Below are 21,332 nucleotides of genomic sequence, written 5' to 3'. Positions count from 1 at the left end.
TATTTAGGCTTTTCTTTGCCTTATTATATAAACCACACTTATTACAGTAACTACAGCCAAAAGAGTGATCGTGATTATTAAAAGTGTCTGTTTATCAGGGTTTGAGCCTATAAAATAGCCAACTCCGAGTAAAACAGCACACCAAATCCCAGCTCCAAGCGTGGTAAATAGGCAAAATCTAAATATATTCATCTTAGCAAGTCCAGCCGGTAGGCTGATGTATTGGCGAATGCCAGGAATCAGACGTGAGTTAAATGTAGAAATTTCGCCGTGTTTATTGAAAAATGCTTCAAATTTATCCATTTTTTCGTGAGTAATTCCCACAAATTTACCGTATTTTAAAACGATCTCGCGACCAAAAAAGTAGCAAAGATAATAGTTAAAAATAGCTCCAAGTAAGCTACCAAGCGTGCCTGCAAGAAAGGCCAAAATTAAACTCATTTCACCTTTATACGCCAAATAGCCAGCCGGTATCATCGCGACCTCACTTGGAAATGGAAAAAACGAGCTTTCTAAAAACATCATCACAAATATGCCAGCATAACCCCAGCTACTTACGCTCGCAACTATAAAATCAATAATATCATGCAGCATTTAAATTCCTGAAAAATTTTAAAGTGAGCCATTTTAGCAAAGCATAGCTTAAGCTTTTTGACAAAAATAAAGAGAGTTTATAGCTTATTAAAACAAGATGAAAATAGAAACAAAATAGGGCGAAAGCTCGCCCTATTTTTAAAATGCAGGTATAACTTCGCCTTTATAGCGAGTAATGATGAAATTTTTAGTATCAGGGCTAAGTACCGCATCAACTAAAGCTTTGATTTTAGGGTTATTTTCGTTGCCAGCCTTTGTGACGATGATATTAGCGTAAGGACTGTTGGCATCCTCAAGCAAAAGTGCGTCTTTTGCCACACTCATACCAAGATCAAGGACGAAATTTGTACTAATGGCAGCGATATCGACATCATCAAGCGTTCTTGGTATCTGAGCACCTTCAAGCTCTACAAATTGTAAATTTTTAGAATTTTTAGTTATGTCATTTATAGTTGCAACTTTTACGTTTTTATCGATCTCGATAAGTCCAGCTTTTTCTAAAATTCTAAGTGCTCTGTTGCCATTTGATGGATCATAAGCGATCGCAACTTTTGCACCATCTTTTAACTCTTTTATGTTTTTTATCTTTTTAGAGTAAAAGCCAAGTGGCTCGACATGGACATTTGCAACACTTACAAGATGCAAGCCTCTAGCCTTGTTTTGCTCCTCAAGATATGGTAAATGCTGAAAGAAATTTGCGTCCAAACTGCCATCTTCTGTGGCGACATTTGGGATAGAGTAGTCTGAAATTTCAGAGATAACAAGGTCGTAGCCTTTATCTTTTAGCTTTGGCTTTACAAATTCTAAAATTTCAGCGTGTGGTACTGGCGAGACGCCGACTACGATAGTGTGGTCCTTGTCGGCTGCGTGAAGGCTTAGAGCAACTAAAGATGCGGTTAAAAGTTTGATAAATTTCATTGTTTTTCCTTTTTTGTTTGGTTTAAGCGACGCTAAAAAGGTAAAAGCTTTTACGTCGCTTATTTAAAATTTTAATTAAAATGCTGGAAGGATAGCGCCGTTGTATTTGATCTCAATAAATTTTTTAACTTCTGATGAGTTTATTGCTTTATCAAGAGCCTTTATTTTAGGGCTATTTTCGTTACCAGACTTTACTACAACGTAGTTTACATATGGGCTATTTTTGCTTTCAAGCACAAGTGCGTCTTTTACTGGATTAAGATTAGCATTTAGAGCGTAATTTGTGTTGATAACTGCAATAGTAACGTCATCAAGCGTTCTTGGTACTTGAGCAGTCTCGATCTCTTCAAATTTAAGCTTTTTAGGGTTATCAACTATATCAAGCGGAGTTTTTAGTGGATTATCGTTTAGCTTAATAAGTCCAGCATTTGCAAGGATATCTAAAGCACGGCTTTCATTTGTCGGATCATTTGGGATAGATACGGTCGAACCATCTTTTAGATCTTTGATGTCTTTTATCTTTTTAGAATAAACTCCCATTGGCTCAAGATGAACGCCAACTGTTTTTACAAGATGAGTGCCTTTGTTTTTATTAAATTCGTCCAAATATGGAAGGTGCTGAAAGAAATTTGCATCTAAATCACCATCTTCTGTTGCAAGGTTTGGCGTAGTGTAGTCGTTAAATTCTTTGATCTCAAGCGTATAGCCATCTTTTGCCAAAATAGGCTTTACAACCTCTAAAATTTCAGCATGTGGAATAGGTGTAGCACCAACGATTATTGTTTTTGATTTATCAGCTGCATTTGCACTTACACTAAGACCAAGAGCAACTAAAGAAGTAAGAAGTAGTTTTTTCATTTATTATCCTTTTTTAAAATTTGCCAAGCACCAAAAAAGGATAAATTTAAGCTAGAGGGTTAAATTTCTTTTTAAGCGCTTAAGCTAGTTCTAAGCACTTAAAAAGAAATTTTGTGCTTAGAGATTAGTCTTTCGACAACGAGTTTTTTAATAGGCGGCACATGTGGCACATATCTGATTTCATCTTTTATCCTTTCAGCTAAAAATTAATTCGGGCAATTTTAAGGAAAAAAGCTTAAAATCAGATAAAAACAAAGGCCTATTTTTTAGAAACTTTATATAAGTAGTTACCTAAAACTTGAAAAATTTGAACCATAATGATAAGAATAACCACGGTGTAAAGCATGATATCTGGGCGAAATCTTTGATATCCGTAGTTTATAGCGACAGATCCTAGTCCACCACCGCCAACCGCACCAGCCATCGCTGAAAAGCCGATATTTACAATAAGCGTTAGCGTAAATGCCGAGATAATGCCAGGAAGTGCTTCTACAAACATGACGCGAAATATGATCTGAAATTTCGAGCTTCCAAAGCTTTGAGCAGCTTCAATTATGCCTTTATCAACCTCTTTTAGTGCATTTTCAATGAGTCTTGCTACAAACGGAGCCGCGCCAATAGTTAGCGGAACGATCGCAGCCGTAGTACCGATACTTGTGCCTACGATCATTTTTGTAACTGGAAAGAGCACAATAATGAGGATAATAAATGGAAAGCTTCTAAGCACGTTTATAACGATATCAAGCACGAAATAAAGCTGCTTGTTTGGCTTTAGTCCGTCTTTGTCTGAAAGGATGAGCAAAACCGCAGGTATGAGGCCTATAGCAAAGGCGAGTAGGGTGGAGACTATGCTCATATATAGCGTTTCGCCGATAGCTGGCAAAAGTATTCTAGAAAAAACATCTGGAAATTTAGAAAAGTCAATACCAAACATCAAGCAACCTCCCATAAAACGCCACTTTGCTTGATGTAGTTAAGCACGTTTTCTTTATCTTTTTCATCTATGTTTATGACAAGCGAGCCAAGAACATTTTCGTTTAGCTTCTCAAGCTTACCCCAGACTATGTTAAAGTCGATATTTAGGCTTCTAGCCATATGTGTGATCACGCTATTTTGAGCCACTTCTTTTGGGAAAAATAGCCTGATATTCGTGCCGGTACTTGGCAGAATTTCAACCTCACCCAAAAACTCTTTCATCTTCTCATCTGGCTTTAAAAATAGCTCTTCAATGCTTCCAGAACCTATAATCTTGCCGCCTTCAAGCAGTATCGCACGTTTTGCGATAGATTTTACAACCTCCATCTCGTGCGTGACGATTACGACGCTGATATCTAGCTCTTTGTTTATTTTTTCAAGCAGCTCTAAAATTTGATTTGTCGTGTTTGGATCAAGAGCTGAAGTCGCTTCGTCGCTTAGTAAAATTTTAGGATTTAAAGCAAGCGCTCTAGCGATCGCGACACGCTGTTTTTGACCACCGCTTAGCTCGCTTGGATAGCTTTTTGCCTTGCTTTCAAGGCCGACTAAATTTAAAAGCTCTCTCACTCTTTTTTCGGTTTCATCGCTTTTATAACCCCAAAATTTAAGCGGAGTAGCAACGTTTTCAAAGACATTTTTTCTAGCCATTAATGCAAAATGCTGAAATATCATCCCAACATCTCGCCTTAAATGTCTCTGCTGCGTCTCGTCTAAATTTTTTATCTCTTTATCAAAGACTTTTAAGCTGCCACCTTGATAGCTTTCAAGCCCGTTTATGCACCTTAAAAGCGTTGATTTACCAGCACCGCTATGTCCCACGATAGCAAAAATTTCACCCTTTTTAACCTCTAAATTTATATCAAAAAGGATTTGCGTATCACCATAAAACTTGCTTAATTTCTCTATTTTTATCACTATTTTTCTCCAAGAGCTTCTAATTCTTCACATACTTTTTTAAATTTAGCCTCAGCGCTTTGCAAAGCCTCTTTGTTTGTCTCTATAACTTCTTTTGGTGCGTTTGCCACGAAATTTTGATTATTTAACATACCTGAGAGCTTAGCTATCTCTTTTTCAAGCTTTGTCTTTTGAGACTTGAGCCTTGTGATGATACCGCTCATATCAAGCCCTTCAAGTGGGACAAATGCCTCTAAATTTTCGCTCACATCTCTTATTGAATTTTCTATTTTCTCACCTACAAAGCCGATCTCTTCGCATTTTGCAAGCAGCTTGATATACTCTTTGACCTCGTCAAGATCGATTTTTTCATTAAATTTAACAAAGGCTTTTGCGATCTTTGAGTTGCCAAGATCGATGGTCGCTTTTGCACGGCGAATAGCCACGATCGCTTCGATAACTAGCTCAAATTTCTTTTCAACCTCTAAATTTCGCTCTTTTATCTCTGGATAGCTCGTAACCATTATTGATTTTGCATTTTCAAGCTGTGTGCCGCTAAGCTCTTGAAATAGATACTCTGAAAGAAACGGCATGAAAGGATTTAGTAGTTTCATCGCCTCTTTAAATATACTTCCAAGCTCTTTTACGCTCGCTTTATCAGCCTTGCTTAGCTCAATACCCCAGTCGCAAAACTCGTCCCAAAGGAATTTATAAAGTGTGTTTGCTGCGTCATTAAAGCGGTAGGCGTCGATGTTTTCGCGCACCTCTCTCACGCACTCGTTAAAGCGGCTATTCATATAAATTCCAAGCTTTGTTTGAAGCTTGATATCCTCTAAATTTGGAAATTTACTCTCATTTAGCATGAGGTATTTGCTCGCATTATAAAGCTTGTTAGTGAAATTTCTTACCTGCTTCATCTTGGCGTCACTTAGCTTGATGTCGCGTCCTTGAACTGCTAGAAGCGTTAGCGTAAAGCGCAAGATATCGGCGCTATACTCATTTATACTATCAAGCGGATCGATGACGTTGCCAAGGCTTTTGCTCATCTTTCTGCCAAACTCATCTTTTACAAGCGCGTGTAGATAAATGTCGTCAAATGGCAACTTACCAAGGGCATTTTCACCCTGAAACATCATCCTAGCAACCCAGAAAAATAATATATCAAAGCCAGTTATGAGAAGGTTGTTTGGATAAAACTCAGCAAGGTCTCCTTCAAACCATTTTTCATTTTTTAGCTCATTTTCATTGCCCCAGCCAAGCGTGCTAAATGGCCAAAGACCAGAGCTAAACCACGTATCTAGCACGTCTGGGTCTTGGTGGATGTTTTTACTTTTACACTTTTTGCACTCGCACGGCTCACCCTCGTCAGCCCACATATGACCGCAATCATCGCAGTAAAATACTGGAATTTGATGTCCCCACCAAAGCTGACGTGAGATACACCAGTCTCTTAGTTCTCTCATCCATGCGTTAAAGCTGTTTATCCAGTGCGGTGGATAAAATTTAGCAAGACCCTCTGAGACCTTTTGTATCGCCTCATCTGCGATCTCTTTTTTGACAAACCACTGCTTTGAGATGTATGGCTCGACGACGTTTTTGCAGCGATAGCAGTATCCTACTTGGTTTTCATAGTCCTCGATCTTTTCGACATTGCCAAGTTTTTCAAGATCGGCCACGACGATATCTCTAGCCTCAAGCCTTTCAAGACCTGCAAATTTATCGCACTTGTCGTTTAAAATGCCCTTTTCATCAAATACGGTAATAAACTCAAGGTCGTGCCTTTTGCCAACCTCGTAGTCATTTTGATCATGCGCAGGTGTGACCTTAACAAGGCCTGTTCCAAACTCCATATCGACATGCTCATCTGCGATGATCTCGATCTCTCTATTTATGATAGGTAGCACCACTTTTTTGCCGATTAAATTTTTATAGCGCTCGTCGTTTGGATTTACCATTACAGCGGTGTCGCCAAAATATGTTTCTGGTCTAGTCGTAGCCACAACAACAAATTCGCTTGGCTTGTCTGCAAAGTAGTATCTCAAATGATAAAGCTTGCCTTTATTTTCTTTGTGCTCGACCTCGATGTCAGAGAGTGCGCCATCGTGTGTACACCAGTTTATCATGTAGTTTTTCTGAACGATCAGTCCTTTGTCGTATAAATTTACAAAGGCTTTTTTTACAGCTTTTCTTAGGCCCTCATCCATGGTAAATCTCTGGCGAGACCAAGCCGGAGTGATGCCAAGTTTGCGCATCTGATGGACGATCATGCCGCCGCTTTTCTCCTTCCACTCCCACACTTTTTCTACAAATTTTTCACGTCCGAGATCTTCTTTTTTGACGCCTTGTGCTAGGAGCTGCTTTTCAACGACGTTTTGAGTAGCGATGCCGGCGTGGTCAAGTCCTGGCTGCCAAAGTGTCTTGTAGCCGTCCATCCTCTTGTAACGAGTCATGATATCTTGAAGTGTGAAGGTTAGGGCGTGTCCGATGTGAAGCGAGCCAGTCACGTTTGGAGGTGGCATCATAATGCAAAATTTACGTCCATCTTTTTGGATATCTTTATTTGCGTCTATCTCAAAGTATCCGCGTTCTTCCCAAATTTTATAAAATTTATCTTCTATCTCTTTTGCATTGTAAAATTCTGCCACTTTTGTATCCTCTTTCGTTTAAAAAATGCTTAATGTTATCTAAAATTTGTTTAAAAAAATCTTTGCAAAAGTAGGGAAATATGGGCTTGGGGCGATTAAACGCCCCGGAGTTTAAATGGCTATTTGACGTTAAAGCTTCGCTGAGCTAGGTCGTAGTCGTTTTGCCTTTCGTTATACATATTTTCAGTTGTGACTGCGCCAAGTGAGCATTTGCCGCCAAGTCTTACACGATAAGGTGTGTAAAGCACAGCCTCTCTCTTATCACTATCTAATGTATAAAAACTCAAAACGCGATCATCTTTTATGCTCTGATATTCAAGCTCAATGCTATCTTTAAGACTCTTATTAAAGCCACTTAAATTTTCATTTATTGGCTCAAAGCAGCTACTTACGATCTCGTTTATTACACCATTTTTAACCATAGCTTTAGAATTTATCACTATTTTTGAATAGACAACATCATTTACTCTTAGGCTGTTTAGATCGATCTCTTTTCCTTTTTCATCGACAAACGTTCTATAAACATCAAGCTCTTTTGGCTCTATTTTATGCTTAATCTCAAGTGGCACATAAGCGTAGCTTAAGATGGAGGCATATAGCTTGTTTTCACCAAGTGGAGTGATGGTAAAATTTCCATCTTTTGCTGTAAATGATACGCTTAAAAGGCCGTCAAATTCTTTACTTTCGCCGTTGTAGCTAAGTTTAAATTTATTATTTTTCTCGCCAACATCTTTGCCAAAGTAGGCATTTAGCGCTCTAAGTGTAAAAGCGCGCTCTTGCGTTGAGCTAAGCTCATTTAAATTTGTGATCAAGAAATTTGCAAGATCATCTGAGTAGTCGTTTTTCTCAAAATATTTTGCGTGCAGATACAAGATAAATGCATTGTCTCTCATCTTTGAGCCAAAGCTAGAATAATCCCTGCTGTAATCAGCCGCTTGAGCTTTTTTAATATCTTTTAGCGCTACCTTTGCTTCATCATTTAAGCCGTTTAGCTTTAGAGCCGCTGCCATTAGATATTTATTAAGTGCGGTCGTATTGTAAGCTTTGTGGTCATAAATTTTATTTAGCAGCGACTTGTCAGCCATATTTGCACGAGCACTTACATATAGAGAGTAGAGCGCTTCAAGGTCACTATTTACATATTTTGCCATTGAATTTACAGCACTTTGTTTTACTCTTTTGCCTACCTCATATCCAGCCTCTTCAAGATCAAGCAGTACATCAGTTGCATAGATCGAAGCAAATGCATTTGTACTACCTAAATCGCTCCAGTAGCCAAAGCTACCATCTGGTTTTTGCATCTTAATTAGCTCACTCATACCGCTTGCAATAAATCTCTTTTGATCATTTTTTTCAAGCTCATCTTTTGGCTTTAAATTTAAAAGCGCAATCAGTCTTGAGCTCCTTTGCTCCGCACATCCGTAAGGGTACTCGACTAAATTTTTAGAAGCTGCTAATAGCACGCTTGAGACCGAGCTTGACGCATCTATACTAACATTGTGAAAGCCTTTTGGAAGTGAGATCATGCTCTCTTTGTCAAAGACGCTACTTTTTGTATAGGTGCTAATCGTATAAGGATTAACCACATCAAGTAAATTTTGAGCTGTTTTTGAGCTGTTTTTGTCACTTATTGTTATATTGTATTCGCCAGCTCCAGCTTCAAGAGCTGAAATTTTAAATGTAAAGGCTTTATTTTCAAGCGGCTTTAAATTCGCATTTTCTTTTGTTTTGATGTTTAAATTTTTACTGCTAGCCACTTTTATGGTTAAATTTTTATCCTCATTTGTTGTGTTTATAAGCCTTAAGTTGGTATTTAGCTCATCACCTTTTAGCAGATAAACTAACGCACTTGGCTTAATAATCACATCATCTTTTACTAAAATTTCTTTATTTACAGCGTTCATACTATTTTCATTATTGGCCACGACATCTACTCTAATGGCAGAGTTAAAGCCATTTGGCGTTTTAAACTCGTATGAAATTTCACCATTATCGTCAGCTTGAAGGCTTACTAAATTTGCATATGTTTTTATCTTTTTGCTATCGACTGGGCTAGCATGTTTTGCCATTTTTGCCTCCATGGCAAGTGCCGCCATATCGCCACCAAAGCTTAAAGTTTTACCCTCGACCTTATAGTTTGTGAGCATATTATAAATGTCATAGTCAAAAACGCCATCTGGTAAAATTTTGTCAAAAAATTTAAGTGGATCAGCTGGCTTTTGTGACGTTATATCAAGCACGCCAACATCTGTGATAAATAAATTCACATAAGCTTTTGGCTTTGTTTTTAGTGAAATTTTTATGTTTTCATCGCTTTTTGCCGTATTTGGCGCATCAAGACTTAGATCAAGTATCCTTGATGACTTATCAGCCTTAGCATATACCTTACCGTAAGTCCTAAACGGAGTTAATCCACCATCTGTCATGCGGTAGATATTTGCACTCACATAAAGTCCACTAAAATCAAAGTCAAGTTTAAATTTCACATTTGCTGAGTTGTTTTTTATCTTAACGACCTTGTAAGCTTTCACGCCACCATCTTCAAGTGTAACAAGGGCGATACCTTCTTTTATAGCTGAGCTTATATCAGCACTTAGTTCATCGCCTTTTTTGTAGATATTTTTATTTAGTTTGATTTGAGATTTACTAAGCTCTTTTGTAGGCGCTAAAGTCGAGTAGTTGTAGCCACTTACGTCCATATCAAGGCTTGTGCTTGCTCCACTTACTAGATTTGTAGCGATGATCACATATGAGCCACTTTGTGTAAATTTATAGCTAAACTCGCCATTGTCTTTATAAAAATTATCCACATCTTCTAGCGTTTGAAACCACTTTATATAGCCATTTGCATCTCTTTGATATTGCCAAGTAACACGTTTTATATCAAATTTTAAATTTGATTTTACGGCCTTTTGACTTGACATATCTACCACAACCGTTCTTATTTTTACATCTTCGTTTGGCTCAGCAAATGTCGTGCTTGCTGCGATACCGACCATATCCTTGTAAGGATAGAGAGTAAAGCTTTTTGTATCGCTTACGTTTTTGCCATCATCATTTACATTGAAATTTATCACGCCTGTTATGATAGAAGAGGCATTTTTAGTGCTAAAGCTAAGATCTATCATTTGGCTTGATTTGCCATCTTTTGAAAGAGTGAGATCATTTTCAAAAGATGGATAAGCACTTGGTTTTAGCGTATTATTTTTAAATTTATAATCTTTAAACTCACTATTTTTATATTCATCATCAAAAAAGCTCACCTGCATGCTACCATCAAGCTCGCTAGCAGCGCCACCAAAGAGATAGTTGCTGGCTAGATTGGCTCTAACAAGCTCATTTGCGAAAAATTTATCTCTCTCAAGCGTTATCTCATTTTTTATCCTATTTGGCATAAAACTCTCAACAAAAAATGGCACATTTGAGATCACTTTGCTTGCATAAATTACTTGCATATTAAATCTACCGCTTAGATCACTTAGTATCTCTTTTTCAAAATTTACCATGCCAACGTCATTTGTATTTTTTGAAATTTCAGCACTACTTTTACCTTGTGGATCGAAAAATTTTATCTTTATAGGCATATTTTTTAAAGGATTAAAATCTCTATCTCTTAGATAGATTGCACCCTTTAAACTCTCATTTGGTCTTATGATATTTGAAGCAAAATGAATATACGCATCGATACTCTCACTGGCATTTTGACTCATAAATTTCGCTTCATTTAGCGCTTCATCTTCTTTTAAAATAAGAAAATTTTGCTCTTTTCCAAGAGAGACAACCACTGAGGAGATATCTTTGTAAATATCTTTTTTATTAAATTTAAAAACACCTATATCATTTGTCGCACCAACTGCGATCTCTTCGTTTTTCTTGCCATAAATTTTCACATTTGCGTTTGGAAGCATTGTATTTTCGCCAAGACGATTTGCAAAAACGAAAATTTCATCCTTGCCAAGCTTTGCATTTACGGCGATATCACTTAGATAGACTACTTTTGAAACGCTCTTATCTTTGCCGTAGTTTAAATTTATCTTATAAACGCCGTCTCCAGCCCCGGCAAAGTCGAGTTTGATTTTATTTAGCGAAATTTCATTTAATGCGCCATCAAGCTTATAACTTTTGCTTGCTACTTTTGTGCTGAAGTTACTTAACTCTTCGTTATTGTCATTAAAATTTAAGAAATATCTAAAATTTTGATCGCTTAGCTTTTCAATGCTTACATTTAGCTCAGGCAAATTTGCACTTCTGATGCCGATCTCACCGACACTTGAGATATATGGCTCATTATTTATAAAATTTGCAAATGGAGTGAAATTGCCAGCTACTACTTCATAGCTGCTTTCTTCTCTTACTACATTTCTATCATCGCCAAAACCGGGCTTAATTGTGATTTCATAACTATTTTGTGGCTTAAAATCGTCGCTTATGATATCAATGTAGTAATAATATTCGCTAAGCTCTGAGTTTTCTTCATAGTTGTCACTATATTTAACGTCACTGATGCTAAAGTTTTTTGCACCTTTAATGTTTATAAATTTTTTTAAGTTAATATCGTCATCAAGCCAATTTTTTAGATAAATTCTAAAGCCCAAGATGCCATTATCAAGGCTTACTGGATAAATTTCTGGTATCTCAAGACTCTTTGCATTATCATTTATATTTACGCTTTCTTCGCTTATTTCATCGGCAAAATTTACTATCGTTTCACCTGAAAGCGTTGCGCCAAATTTGCTCTCAAATTTTTCACCAAAATCAAAAACTGGATTGCTTAAATTTTTATCAAGATTAAGCTCAAAGCTATTGTTAGAAAGCTCAATTGCTTTAAATTTCGCATCTTTTACGGCAATATTTTTGATCGTATCAATATTTACTTCATCATTAAATTTAAGTATATATTTGCTATCACTTATTTTTTCTATCTTTGTTAGCTCAAATTCTTTCGTAGCAAAACTAGCAGTGCTTCCATTTTCAAGCTTGCAGCTATAATCCAAACCAGCATGCATATCTTTTGTAAAAAGCAGCAAGCTTTGACTATTAAATCTAACCGTACCATTTAATGCTGGTTGGCACAAAAGTAGCTTTTTATCGCTTAGCATACCAACAAAATTTTTATCGACTTTATCTTCTAGTCCAAACTCTACGCTTAGGGGTGATTTTATCTGTGCTGTACCATTTAGGCTCAAAGCATATAAATTTGTCATTCCCAAAAGTGCTAGAAGTGCTACTTTTTGCCACATTTTATCTCCTTATTTTTATTGTTATTTCACTTTGATTTGAGTTTTGATCAAGGCATTTTATGCTGTGCTCGCCAAGAGTTAGATCAAACTTTTTTTCGCTTGCATTTTCTATCTTAGAAAAGTTCAAATCATCTATTTTTAGGTAAATTTCATCGCCTAAAAACGCGTAGCATTTTACCATAACTTGTGTAATATTTTCATCTGTCACTATCTCTTCATTATCATACGGATAGGCAAAAACTGGCTTTTTATCTTTAAAAATTTCAGCGCAAGGACTTTTTTGTATCTCATCTTTATCCAAAAGCTCATTTTTAACCAAAAAATCAAGCTCTTCACCTCTTAAACTTTCGCACTTATCCTTTAAATCTACACCCTTTATCCTATCATCAAGCGCCATTTTTTTACACTTTTCATAGTTAAAGGCATCAAGGCAGGTTGGCAGCTTTTCTATGCCATCTGGCTCACTCATAAATCTTAACTTCTCTTTTTGAGCGATTATCTTAAACATATCAAAAAGACTCTTTGATACGTCATTTAGTCCTGTTAATTTATCAGTTTTGCTGGCATTAAAATTTCCAATCCAAATAGCAATTGTGTAATTTTCATCAACGCCTATGGCGTAAAGATCACGTGAGTTTGCGCTTGTGCCGGTTTTAAAAGCGATCTTTGGCGTGTTTTGGGCGTACTGCCAAGCATTTTTTAGATATGATCTTGAGGCTTCGCTTAGCATTTTGGCGGTCAAAAAAGCGCTTTGAGGCGAGATGAGAGTTACATTTTTCTCTTCATTTTTGTAATTTTTGCCAGCAAACTCAAGTGGCCTATAAATGCCGTCGTTTGCATAAATAGTATAAAGATGAGCAAGATCAAGCAGGCTCATTTCAGCACTTCCAAGCGTTATAGAAGCTCCATAATACTTCTTATTTTCATCTACCAAATTTACCTTTTCAAGTAGTTCGTAAAGCGAATTATCTTTTAGTTTTAAGTTTAAATTTATAACCGGGATATTTAGGCTGAAATTTAGAGCATCTTTTGCGCTTACGATACCTAAAAAATCATTACTAAAATTCTTTGGAGCATACTCTTTTATATAAATTTGCGTGTCTATTAACTGCGAATTTGTCGTTATAAGCCCGCTATCAAGCGCAAGTGAGTAGATAAAAGGCTTTAGCGTGCTACCGGTGTTTCGCTTCATATTTAGAGCTGAGTTTTTGCCATCACGCGCGCGCTCATCGTGCGAGCCGATGAAGGCAACAACGCTCATTTTTTTATTATCTATTACCACAGCTGCAGCGTTGTTTGCATTTTTAGCTTTTAGCGAAAACATCGCATCTTTTAAAATTTTAAGCATATCTTTTTGTAAATTTAGATCCAAACTCGCCTTTGAAATTTGGTTTTTAAAAGCGACATTTGCATAATCTTCCGCGGTTACGATAGCTTTTGCTCTTACATTTTTAAATGGCTCAGCCTGCGCTCTTTTAAAGGCGCTAAGATCGATTAAATTTGCCTTGTAAAGCATCTTTATGACCCTGTTTTTTAGAGCATTTATGTTTGAGACGCGGTCTAGTCTATTTTTATTTGGATTTTTAGGGATCGTGCTTAAAAGTGCAGCCTGAGCGTAGCTTAGCTCATTTAGCTCCTTGCCAAAGTAAAAGAAACTTGCCGCCTTTGCACCCTCGATATTGCCACCATACGGTGCTAAATTTAGATAAAAATTTAAAATTTCATCCTTGCTAAAATGAAGCTCAAGCTGAAATGCTCTAAAAATTTCTCTTATTTTATTTTTATAACTTCGATCACTTGGCTCCAGCATCCTAGCTACTTGCATCGTAATAGTGCTCGCACCTATACGGTTGTCGCTTCTTAGGTTGTGGAAAAATGCTCTAAAAATAGAGGCAAAATTTACGCCAAAATGGTAGTAAAAGTATCTATCCTCAAAAAGAACGACGCATTGTTTTAGCGAGCTTGGGAAGCTTTGCTCGTGAAATCTCCAAATTCCATCGCTACTAAGCTTCATATTTATGATCTCGCCATTTTTATCAAGCAAAATTTTGGCTTCATCTTTTTTGAGCGCGTCTAAATTTAGTGGATAAATTTGATCTAAGAGCAAAAAAATACCGATTATTAGAGCCAAAAATAGGGCAAGGAATTTTAGAAATTTAAACTTTTTCATCCGCGTGATTATAGCTGTTAAAGTTTAAGTAGCTATAATTAGGCCTTTTTAAAAAGAGGAAGACATGCCCTTATCTAGGTTAAACAAAGAACAATACACCGCCGCAACTGCGCCATTTGGACACAATCTCATCATCGCTTCAGCTGGCACTGGCAAGACTAGCACCATAGTCGCTCGCATCGCCCATCTACTAAATTTAGGCGTAAAGCCTGAGAAAATTTTGCTTCTAACATTTACCAACAAAGCAGCCAGCGAGATGATAGAGCGTTTAAATAGGTATTTTGATAAACAAATCACCTCCAAAATCACCGCAGGCACCTTTCACTCGGTCTCATTTTCGCTTTTAAAAAGCCTTGATAAAGGCGTCACACTAAAGCAGCCAAGCGAGCTAAAGACGCTTTTAAAAAGTCTTGTTGAGAGGCGCAAATTTTACCATTTAAGCGACGTCAAACCTTACGGCGGGGCATATCTATACGACCTTTACTCGCTATTTCAAAACAGCGAACAAGGCACCACTTTTGGAAAGTGGATAAGCGATAAGAGCGAAGAGCAGGGTGTTTATGCTGAAATTTATGAAGACGTGCTAGAAGAGTTTGAGGCTGAAAAGGCTAAATTTTCTTACGCTGACTTTAACGACCTTCTCATAAAAATGCGTGACGAGCTAAAAAATGGGGCAAATTTAGCTTATGATGAAATTTTGATCGACGAGTATCAAGATACAAACACGCTTCAAGGCAGTCTTATAGACGCATTTAAGACAAAGAGCCTATTTTGCGTGGGCGATTTTGACCAGAGCATCTACGCATTTAACGGCGCAAACATCGAGATCATTGGCTCATTTAAAGATCGCTTCCCAAACGCAAATATCTACGCTTTAAATGTAAATTACCGCTCAAGCTCAAGCATACTAGCTCTCGCAAATAAGGTGATAAACAACAATCCAAGGCTTTATGAAAAGCACCTCACAGTTAGCCGCGAGGGAAATTTTAAGCCTCCAAGGCTACTTGTCTATAACGAGCTTTTTGATCAGTATCAAAATATCGCTGATATCATCTCGCTCTCACCATTTAATAGGGAAAATATTGCTATCATCTTTAGAAACAACTCATCAGCAGACGGCATCGAAGTCGCGCTAAAAGAGCGAGGCATCAGCTCGAAGCGAAAGGGTGGGGTGAGCTTCTTTGAGAGCCGTGAGATCAAGGCGCTCATCGACATCATGGGAATTTATGTCAATCCAAAAGATATAATGGCATTTATCCACATTTGCGAATACGCAAAGGGCGTTGGCAGCGCAGTTAGCAAAGAGATTTTTGACGCACTGCTTAAGCTTGGGCATGGAAATTTGATAAAAGGGATAGTTGAGCCAGATGATAGCGTAAATATCTCATCAAATAAAAGGCGAAACTACCAGTTAGGCCTTTTTGACGATCTTGATGAATTTGCCGAGGTTTCAAGGTTTTCTAAGCTTGGCTTTAACGATAAATTCCTAGGCCATCCAGTGCTAAAACTACAAAAACTAAGCGAGAGTGGGGCGCAGTTTTTATATGAAATTTACAACTTTTTAAGAGGTATGAGAAATATCTCAAAGCCGGCCACGATGATAAATGAGATAAAAACTAGCAAAATTTACTCACTAATCGTCGAAAACATCAGCACAAAAAGGGCAACTCTAAAAAATGGCAACGTCGATCTTGCTCTAAAAGAAGAGGTCAAAGAGCGCATAATGGCAAAGAGCGTGGTGCTAAGCGAGCTAGCTAAAAAATATCAAGATATCAGTAAATTTTATAACTTCTTAGCCCTTGGAAGCAACGAGATGAGCGAAGGGCAGGGCGTTAGCTTGCTTAGCGTGCATGCGAGCAAGGGGCTTGAGTTTGACCAAGTTTTTATCGTAGATCTCGCGCAAAACCGCTTTCCAAATTTAAAGCTAATGAGCATGGGCGGCAGCCTAGAAGAAGAGAGGCGGCTCTTTTATGTAGCAGTAACTAGAGCAAAAGACGAGCTATATCTTAGCTACGCAAAATACGACAAGATAAAGAAGGTGACCTACCAACCAAGTAGGTTTTTGATAGAGGCTGGCATGGCGAAAGAGGAAGTTTAAAGAGAATTTTAATCTTATTAAGTAAAATTGACTAATTTTTTACAAAGAGAAGCGATGAAAAAATCTAAAATTTTAATAATCCTGCTTATTTTAGGCGTCGGTGGATATTTTATCTATGATAATTTTTTTAAGATAAAAGATGAAAAGGTGGAATTTATCACCAAAAAGGCAAAGAAAGGTTCATTTAGTAAAAAAGTCGATGCGACTGGAGAAATTTTCGCTACCGAACTAGTTGATGTGGGTGCGCAGGTGAGCGGCCAGATAAAAAAGCTATACGTTAAGCTTGGAGATCAGGTAAAAAAAGGTGATATGATCGCAAGTATCGATAGCTCGACACAGCAAAATAGCATAGACAATAAAGAGGCACAGCTAGCCATCTACAAAGCTCAGCTTGAAAGCGCAAAAGTGGCTCTAGACATTGCAAAAACGCAGTTTGATAGAGAAAATGCACTTTTTGCCAAAAACGCCACTTCAAAACAAGAATTTGAAAGCACAAAAAATACTTATAGCGCAAATAGTGCCAAGATAAAGGAGCTCGAGGCTCAGATAAAGCAGACAAATATCGAGCTAAGTACGGCTAAGATAAATTTAGGTTACACAAAGATCACCGCTCCAAGAGATGGCGTCGTAGTTAGCGTGCAAGTAGAGGAGGGCCAGACCGTAAATGCCAACCAAACTACACCAACTATCGTAAAGATCGCAGATCTTAGCTATGTCAAGATGAAGATGCAAATAGCTGAGGGCGACATCACAAAGATAAAAGTTGGCACGCCAGTTGAATACTCGATCCTCTCTGAGCCAACGAAAAAATTTCAAACGACGGTTAGCTCAATCGACCCTGGCTTAACGACATTAAGCGATGGTAGCTATGGTTCTAGCAGTAGTAGCAAATCCACAAGCTCAAGCACTTCAAGCAACTCAGCTGTTTATTATTACGCGCAAAGTATAGTTGAAAATAAAGATAAAATTTTAAGAATAGGCATGACCACGCAAAATGAGCTTTTAATAGCAAACGTAAAGGATGCTATCATAGTACCAAGTATTGGTATTAAAAAAGATGAAAACGGCACATTTGTCTATGTTCTAAAAGATGGCAAAGCGGTAAAAACAGCGGTCAAAACTGGCATAAAAGACAACCTCGATACGCAGATCATTAGCGGTGTGAACGAGGGCGACGAGATCATCACATCACAAGGCTCAGCAAGCGAGATAGCCAAGATGATCGAAAAAGAAAATAAGAAGTTTTAAGTGATAAGTCTAAAAAATATCACAAAAAGCTTTAAGCTTGGCGATAATGAGATAGAGATCTTGCATGGTATAAATTTAGAGATAAAAAAGGGCGAATTTATAGCCATTATCGGTCAGTCTGGCTCTGGCAAATCAACGCTTATGAACATCCTTGGCTGCTTAGATAGCCCAAGTGGCGGGCAGTACCTGCTAGAGGGCAAAGATATATCAAAATTTGATAGCGACGCACTTGCTAAGCTTAGGCGAGATAAATTTGGTTTTATCTTTCAAAGATATAACCTGCTTAGCACAATGAATGCTCTTGAAAACGTCGCACTTCCTAGCATTTACGCAGGGGCAAATAAGAGCGACCGAGAAAAAAGGGGAATGGAGATCTTAGACTCTCTTGGCCTTAGTGAAAAGGCTAAAAATTTACCAAATAAACTCTCAGGCGGACAACAGCAAAGAGTATCCATAGCAAGGGCACTAATGAATGGCGGTGAGATCATCTTAGCTGACGAGCCAACAGGTGCACTTGATAGTAAAAGTGGGCTTAGAGTGATGGAAATTTTAGTGGATCTTTACAAAAAAGGTCACACAATCATCATCGTCACGCACGATCCAAAGATCGCCGAGTACGCGAGTCGTGTGATCGAGATAAAAGATGGCAACATCGTAAGTGATAATGTAAAAAATAGTGAAATTTTTGAGGCCAAAAAGCAAAGCCAACCAGAAAAGAGCAAATTTACCTATTATAAAGATCAGCTAATTGAAAGCTTTAAAATGTCGGTAAATGCAATGCTAGCTCATAAATTAAGATCGCTTTTAACGATGCTTGGCATTATAATTGGCATCACGGCGGTCATTAGTGTCGTAGCTCTTGGCAAAGGCTCGCAGGAGCAAATTTTAGCTGGCATTAGAAAGATCGGCACAAATACGATCGATATCATGCCAGGAAAAGGCTTTGGCGATATGCTCTCGGGCAGGGTAAAAACGCTCTCTATAAGTGACGCAAATATGCTCTCAAAGCAGTCATTTCTTGACTCAGTAACTCCAAATACAAGTACTTCAGGCGTACTAACATATGAAAATATCTCCTTAACAGCGACACTAAAAGGCGGTGGAGTAGGGAGCTTTGACGTAAATGGACTAAAGCTAGAAAAAGGAAGAATTTACGATGAGGACGAGGTTTTAAACTCAGATTCTGTCACACTAATAGATCAAAATACCAAAAATAGTATATTTAAAAACGAAGACCCTATCGGTAAGATCATTCTTTTTAATAAAAAGCCACTTCGCATTATAGGCGTTTTGCAAAAAGATGAGTTTAAAGTCGGTGATGCTAGCTCACTTAAAATTTATGCTCCATACACGACTGTGATAAACAAGATAACGGGCGATAAATTTATTAGCTCAATAACCGTAAAAGTAAATGAAAGCGTAAATGCTCAAATCGCAGAAAAGAGCCTAACCGATCTTTTAACGATAAAACACGGCAAAAAAGACTTCTTTACTAGAAATTCTGATAGCATCAAGCAAACTATCGAAGAGACGATCTCAACCATGCGCCTTCTCATCTCAAGTATCGCCGTCGTCTCGCTCGTGGTTGGGGGTATAGGCGTCATGAATATCATGTTAGTCTCAGTCACCGAGCGCACTAAAGAGATAGGCATAAAAATGGCGATCGGAGCTAGGCAGAGCAACATCTTGCAGCAGTTTTTGATAGAGGCGGTGCTACTTTGCCTTATCGGCGGAGCCATTGGTATAGCCTTTTCCTACGCTATTGGCTATATTTTCAACAACTTTTTAGACGGTTTTAGCATGATCTTTTCAAATGGCTCGATCGTGCTTGCACTTGTTACGTCGATGGCAATTGGTATCATCTTTGGCTACATGCCAGCCAAAAATGCCTCAAAACTAAATCCAATAGATGCGCTTTCAAGGGAGTAATATGAAATTTCTAAGCCTAGCTTTAGTACTTGTTTTAAGCGGCTGCGCTGTTAAAAATATAGATGAAAACTATAAGCAAATTTTACTTGAAGATAACGCTAGCAGGGAGCTAAATTTAAACACTTCTTGGTGGAAAGAGTATCATCAAAGCTACCTTGATGAGCTTGTAGAGCTTGCGCTTAAAAACAACACCGACCTTGCAAAAGCAGCAATAAATGTAAATAAAGCACTCGCTCAAGCTGGAATTTTGGAGGCAAATCTCATCCCAAGCTTTAACGCTGGCATTGAGGTATCAAGCAACAAAAATATAAAAGAGGGTGGCGCGGTCACTAGAAGTTTTGGTTCAAGCATAGGGCTTAGCTACGAGCTTGACCTTTGGCAAAAGCTAGCAAATAGCAAAGATGCAGCGATGTTTGAAGCAAGGGCTACTAAATTTGATCTGGAGGCTAGCAAACTAAGTGTGATAAACTCCGTGGCAGATGCCTATTTTCAGATTTTATATCTAAATGAGAGCATTAAAACTTATGAGCAAATTTTAGAAATTTATAATGAGTTAATTAAGATAGTTGGGCTTAAATTTGAGCTTGGCAAAGAGGAAGCGTTAAGCCTAAAACAGATAAACTCACAGCTTTTAAGTGCTCAAAATAAGATAGAAAATGTAAAAAAAGAGCTAGTGACTGCTAAAAAAGCTCTTAGAATTTTGTTAAATGAGAGACCAGAATTTGAGCTTAAATTTGAAGGACTCACGCTAAGCCCTGTAAAAAGTGTGGGCGTTGATCTAGATGTGCCAACAAGCGCCATAGCAAACCGCCCTGATCTAAGAGCGGCCATTTACCGCATAGAAGAGGGCATCTTAAACTACAAAGCGAGCCAAAAAGAGTTTTATCCAAGCATCACGCTAGGAGCTAGTCTCAAAAGTAGTTCAAGCACAAAAGAGGGCGCATTTAGCCTTAAATTTCTAAATGGCAATATTGCTTTAAATTTACCATTTTTAAACTATCACAAGCTAAAGTCAAATTTAAAGGTTAGCGAGGCAAATTTTGAGCTTGCAAAGCTAAACTACATAAGCACTCTAAATAGCGCGCTAAACGAGATAGACGCATTTTATAAAGGCTACCTAAACGACGAAGCACTACTTAGAAACTATCAAGAGCAAATAAAAAACTACGAAGAAATTTCAAAAATTTACGAGCTAAAATACTCCTACGGCAAAGTCGAGCTAAAGCAGTTTTTGGAGGCTAAAAACAGTGAGCTAGAGGCTAAAATAGGGTTATTAAAAGCAAAATACACGCTTTTACAAGACGAGCTAAATATCTACAAAGCCATGGCAGGCAAATTTAATAGGTAAATTTATGAGCTCGGCTTGGGACTATGAGGCAAGCGAGTGTAGCGCAGATAAAACCAAAGCAAACAAAAAAGAGTTGTGGAATTTCTCTCATTTATGAGAAGATATGCTAGAAATTTTAGACTCACCAATCTTTATACTAAAAAATATACACTAAATGTCCATATATTCTTTCTTTGGTTAAATTTAAAAAACAGGGTAGCTAAATTTTCTGCCACAATTATTTTTGAAAATTGTAAAATTTTAACTAATTTTTTACAAATATTTTTACATCAAATTTAATGGATAAATTAAAATCATACAAAAGATAAAATCCAAAATAAACCTATAAATCAATATTTAAATTCATATAAAAGAAAAAATAAGAAAATTAAAATAACAATTTGAAAATTATAGTTTTCAATACAAATATATAAAA

The 21,332-nt window shown here is 37.5% G+C and carries 12 protein-coding genes; 4 read left to right on the top strand and 8 right to left on the bottom strand.

Translation table 11 applies throughout. From position 1 onward, the window contains the following. Window positions 1-3: 3 nt before the first annotated feature. The 8 genes from FZ949_RS08885 to pbpC all read right to left on the bottom strand — a co-directional run bounded on the left by FZ949_RS08885 (window position 4) and on the right by pbpC (window position 14,294). Complete coding sequence (locus FZ949_RS08885; RefSeq protein ID WP_148790357.1) at window positions 4-594, bottom strand: DedA family protein; 591 nt, start codon at window positions 592-594, stop codon at window positions 4-6. Window positions 595-732: 138 nt separating this feature from the next. Then, on the bottom strand, window positions 733-1,512 hold the full coding sequence (locus tag FZ949_RS08880) for a MetQ/NlpA family ABC transporter substrate-binding protein (RefSeq protein ID WP_087585897.1): 780 nt from the start codon (window positions 1,510-1,512) through the stop codon (window positions 733-735). 75 nt (window positions 1,513-1,587) lie between these two features. Next, a complete protein-coding gene (locus FZ949_RS08875; protein ID WP_084041316.1) occupies window positions 1,588-2,370 on the bottom strand; it encodes a MetQ/NlpA family ABC transporter substrate-binding protein in 783 nt (260 codons plus the stop codon). A gap of 259 nt (window positions 2,371-2,629) precedes the next feature. After that, complete coding sequence (locus tag FZ949_RS08870) at window positions 2,630-3,304, bottom strand: methionine ABC transporter permease (RefSeq protein WP_054196637.1); 675 nt, start codon at window positions 3,302-3,304, stop codon at window positions 2,630-2,632. After that, window positions 3,304-4,260: a methionine ABC transporter ATP-binding protein gene (locus FZ949_RS08865; protein ID WP_054196638.1), complete on the bottom strand. Its 957-nt coding sequence runs from the start codon at window positions 4,258-4,260 to the stop codon at window positions 3,304-3,306. The genes FZ949_RS08870 and FZ949_RS08865 overlap by 1 nt, the downstream gene beginning before the upstream one ends. After that, entirely contained in the window at window positions 4,260-6,884 is a 2,625-nt protein-coding gene (locus FZ949_RS08860) for a valine--tRNA ligase (protein ID WP_054196639.1), read from the bottom strand. The genes FZ949_RS08865 and FZ949_RS08860 overlap by 1 nt, the downstream gene beginning before the upstream one ends. Window positions 6,885-7,003: 119 nt before the next feature. Continuing rightward, window positions 7,004-12,124, bottom strand: a complete 5,121-nt coding sequence (locus FZ949_RS08855) for an alpha-2-macroglobulin family protein (RefSeq protein WP_148790356.1) — start codon at window positions 12,122-12,124, stop codon at window positions 7,004-7,006. Window position 12,125: 1 nt separating this feature from the next. Continuing rightward, window positions 12,126-14,294, bottom strand: a complete 2,169-nt coding sequence (gene pbpC / locus FZ949_RS08850; protein WP_148790355.1) for a penicillin-binding protein 1C — start codon at window positions 14,292-14,294, stop codon at window positions 12,126-12,128. Between the two features lie 64 nt (window positions 14,295-14,358). Between pbpC and FZ949_RS08845 the strand changes: the two genes are divergently transcribed. From FZ949_RS08845 to FZ949_RS08830, 4 genes are read left to right on the top strand one after another with little or no spacing between them, the layout of a single operon-like run. Continuing rightward, window positions 14,359-16,392, top strand: coding sequence for an ATP-dependent helicase (locus FZ949_RS08845; RefSeq protein WP_103580316.1), 2,034 nt, complete (start codon window positions 14,359-14,361; stop codon window positions 16,390-16,392). 54 nt (window positions 16,393-16,446) lie between these two features. Beyond that, window positions 16,447-17,640 carry an efflux RND transporter periplasmic adaptor subunit gene (locus FZ949_RS08840; RefSeq protein ID WP_103580315.1) on the top strand — a complete coding sequence of 398 codons (1,194 nt, stop codon included), beginning with the start codon at window positions 16,447-16,449 and terminating at the stop codon, window positions 17,638-17,640. Beyond that, complete coding sequence (locus FZ949_RS08835; RefSeq protein WP_148790354.1) at window positions 17,641-19,569, top strand: MacB family efflux pump subunit; 1,929 nt, start codon at window positions 17,641-17,643, stop codon at window positions 19,567-19,569. A 1-nt stretch (window position 19,570) separates the two neighbouring features. Continuing rightward, on the top strand, window positions 19,571-20,917 hold the full coding sequence (locus tag FZ949_RS08830; protein WP_103580313.1) for a TolC family protein: 1,347 nt from the start codon (window positions 19,571-19,573) through the stop codon (window positions 20,915-20,917). Window positions 20,918-21,332: the final 415 nt, after the last annotated feature.

The organism is Campylobacter concisus (assembly GCF_902460545.1).
GTDB lineage: Bacteria > Campylobacterota > Campylobacteria > Campylobacterales > Campylobacteraceae > Campylobacter_A > Campylobacter_A concisus_AE.
Note: the sequence above shows the minus strand (reverse complement) of the source record. Positions and strands in the feature narration are given on the sequence as shown.

Excerpts from the sequence above, each read along its gene's own strand:
- FZ949_RS08880 (WP_087585897.1), bottom strand. The coding sequence starts at position 1,512 with ATGAAATTTATCAAACTTTTAACCGCATCTTTAGTTGCTCTAAGCCTT.
- FZ949_RS08870 (WP_054196637.1), bottom strand. The coding sequence starts at position 3,304 with ATGTTTGGTATTGACTTTTCTAAATTTCCAGATGTTTTTTCTAGAATA.
- FZ949_RS08830 (WP_103580313.1), top strand. The coding sequence starts at position 19,571 with ATGAAATTTCTAAGCCTAGCTTTAGTACTTGTTTTAAGCGGCTGCGCT.
- pbpC (WP_148790355.1), bottom strand. The coding sequence starts at position 14,294 with ATGAAAAAGTTTAAATTTCTAAAATTCCTTGCCCTATTTTTGGCTCTA.
- FZ949_RS08840 (WP_103580315.1), top strand. The coding sequence starts at position 16,447 with ATGAAAAAATCTAAAATTTTAATAATCCTGCTTATTTTAGGCGTCGGT.
- FZ949_RS08885 (WP_148790357.1), bottom strand. The coding sequence starts at position 594 with ATGCTGCATGATATTATTGATTTTATAGTTGCGAGCGTAAGTAGCTGG.
- FZ949_RS08855 (WP_148790356.1), bottom strand. The coding sequence starts at position 12,124 with ATGTGGCAAAAAGTAGCACTTCTAGCACTTTTGGGAATGACAAATTTA.
- FZ949_RS08875 (WP_084041316.1), bottom strand. The coding sequence starts at position 2,370 with ATGAAAAAACTACTTCTTACTTCTTTAGTTGCTCTTGGTCTTAGTGTA.
- FZ949_RS08845 (WP_103580316.1), top strand. The coding sequence starts at position 14,359 with ATGCCCTTATCTAGGTTAAACAAAGAACAATACACCGCCGCAACTGCG.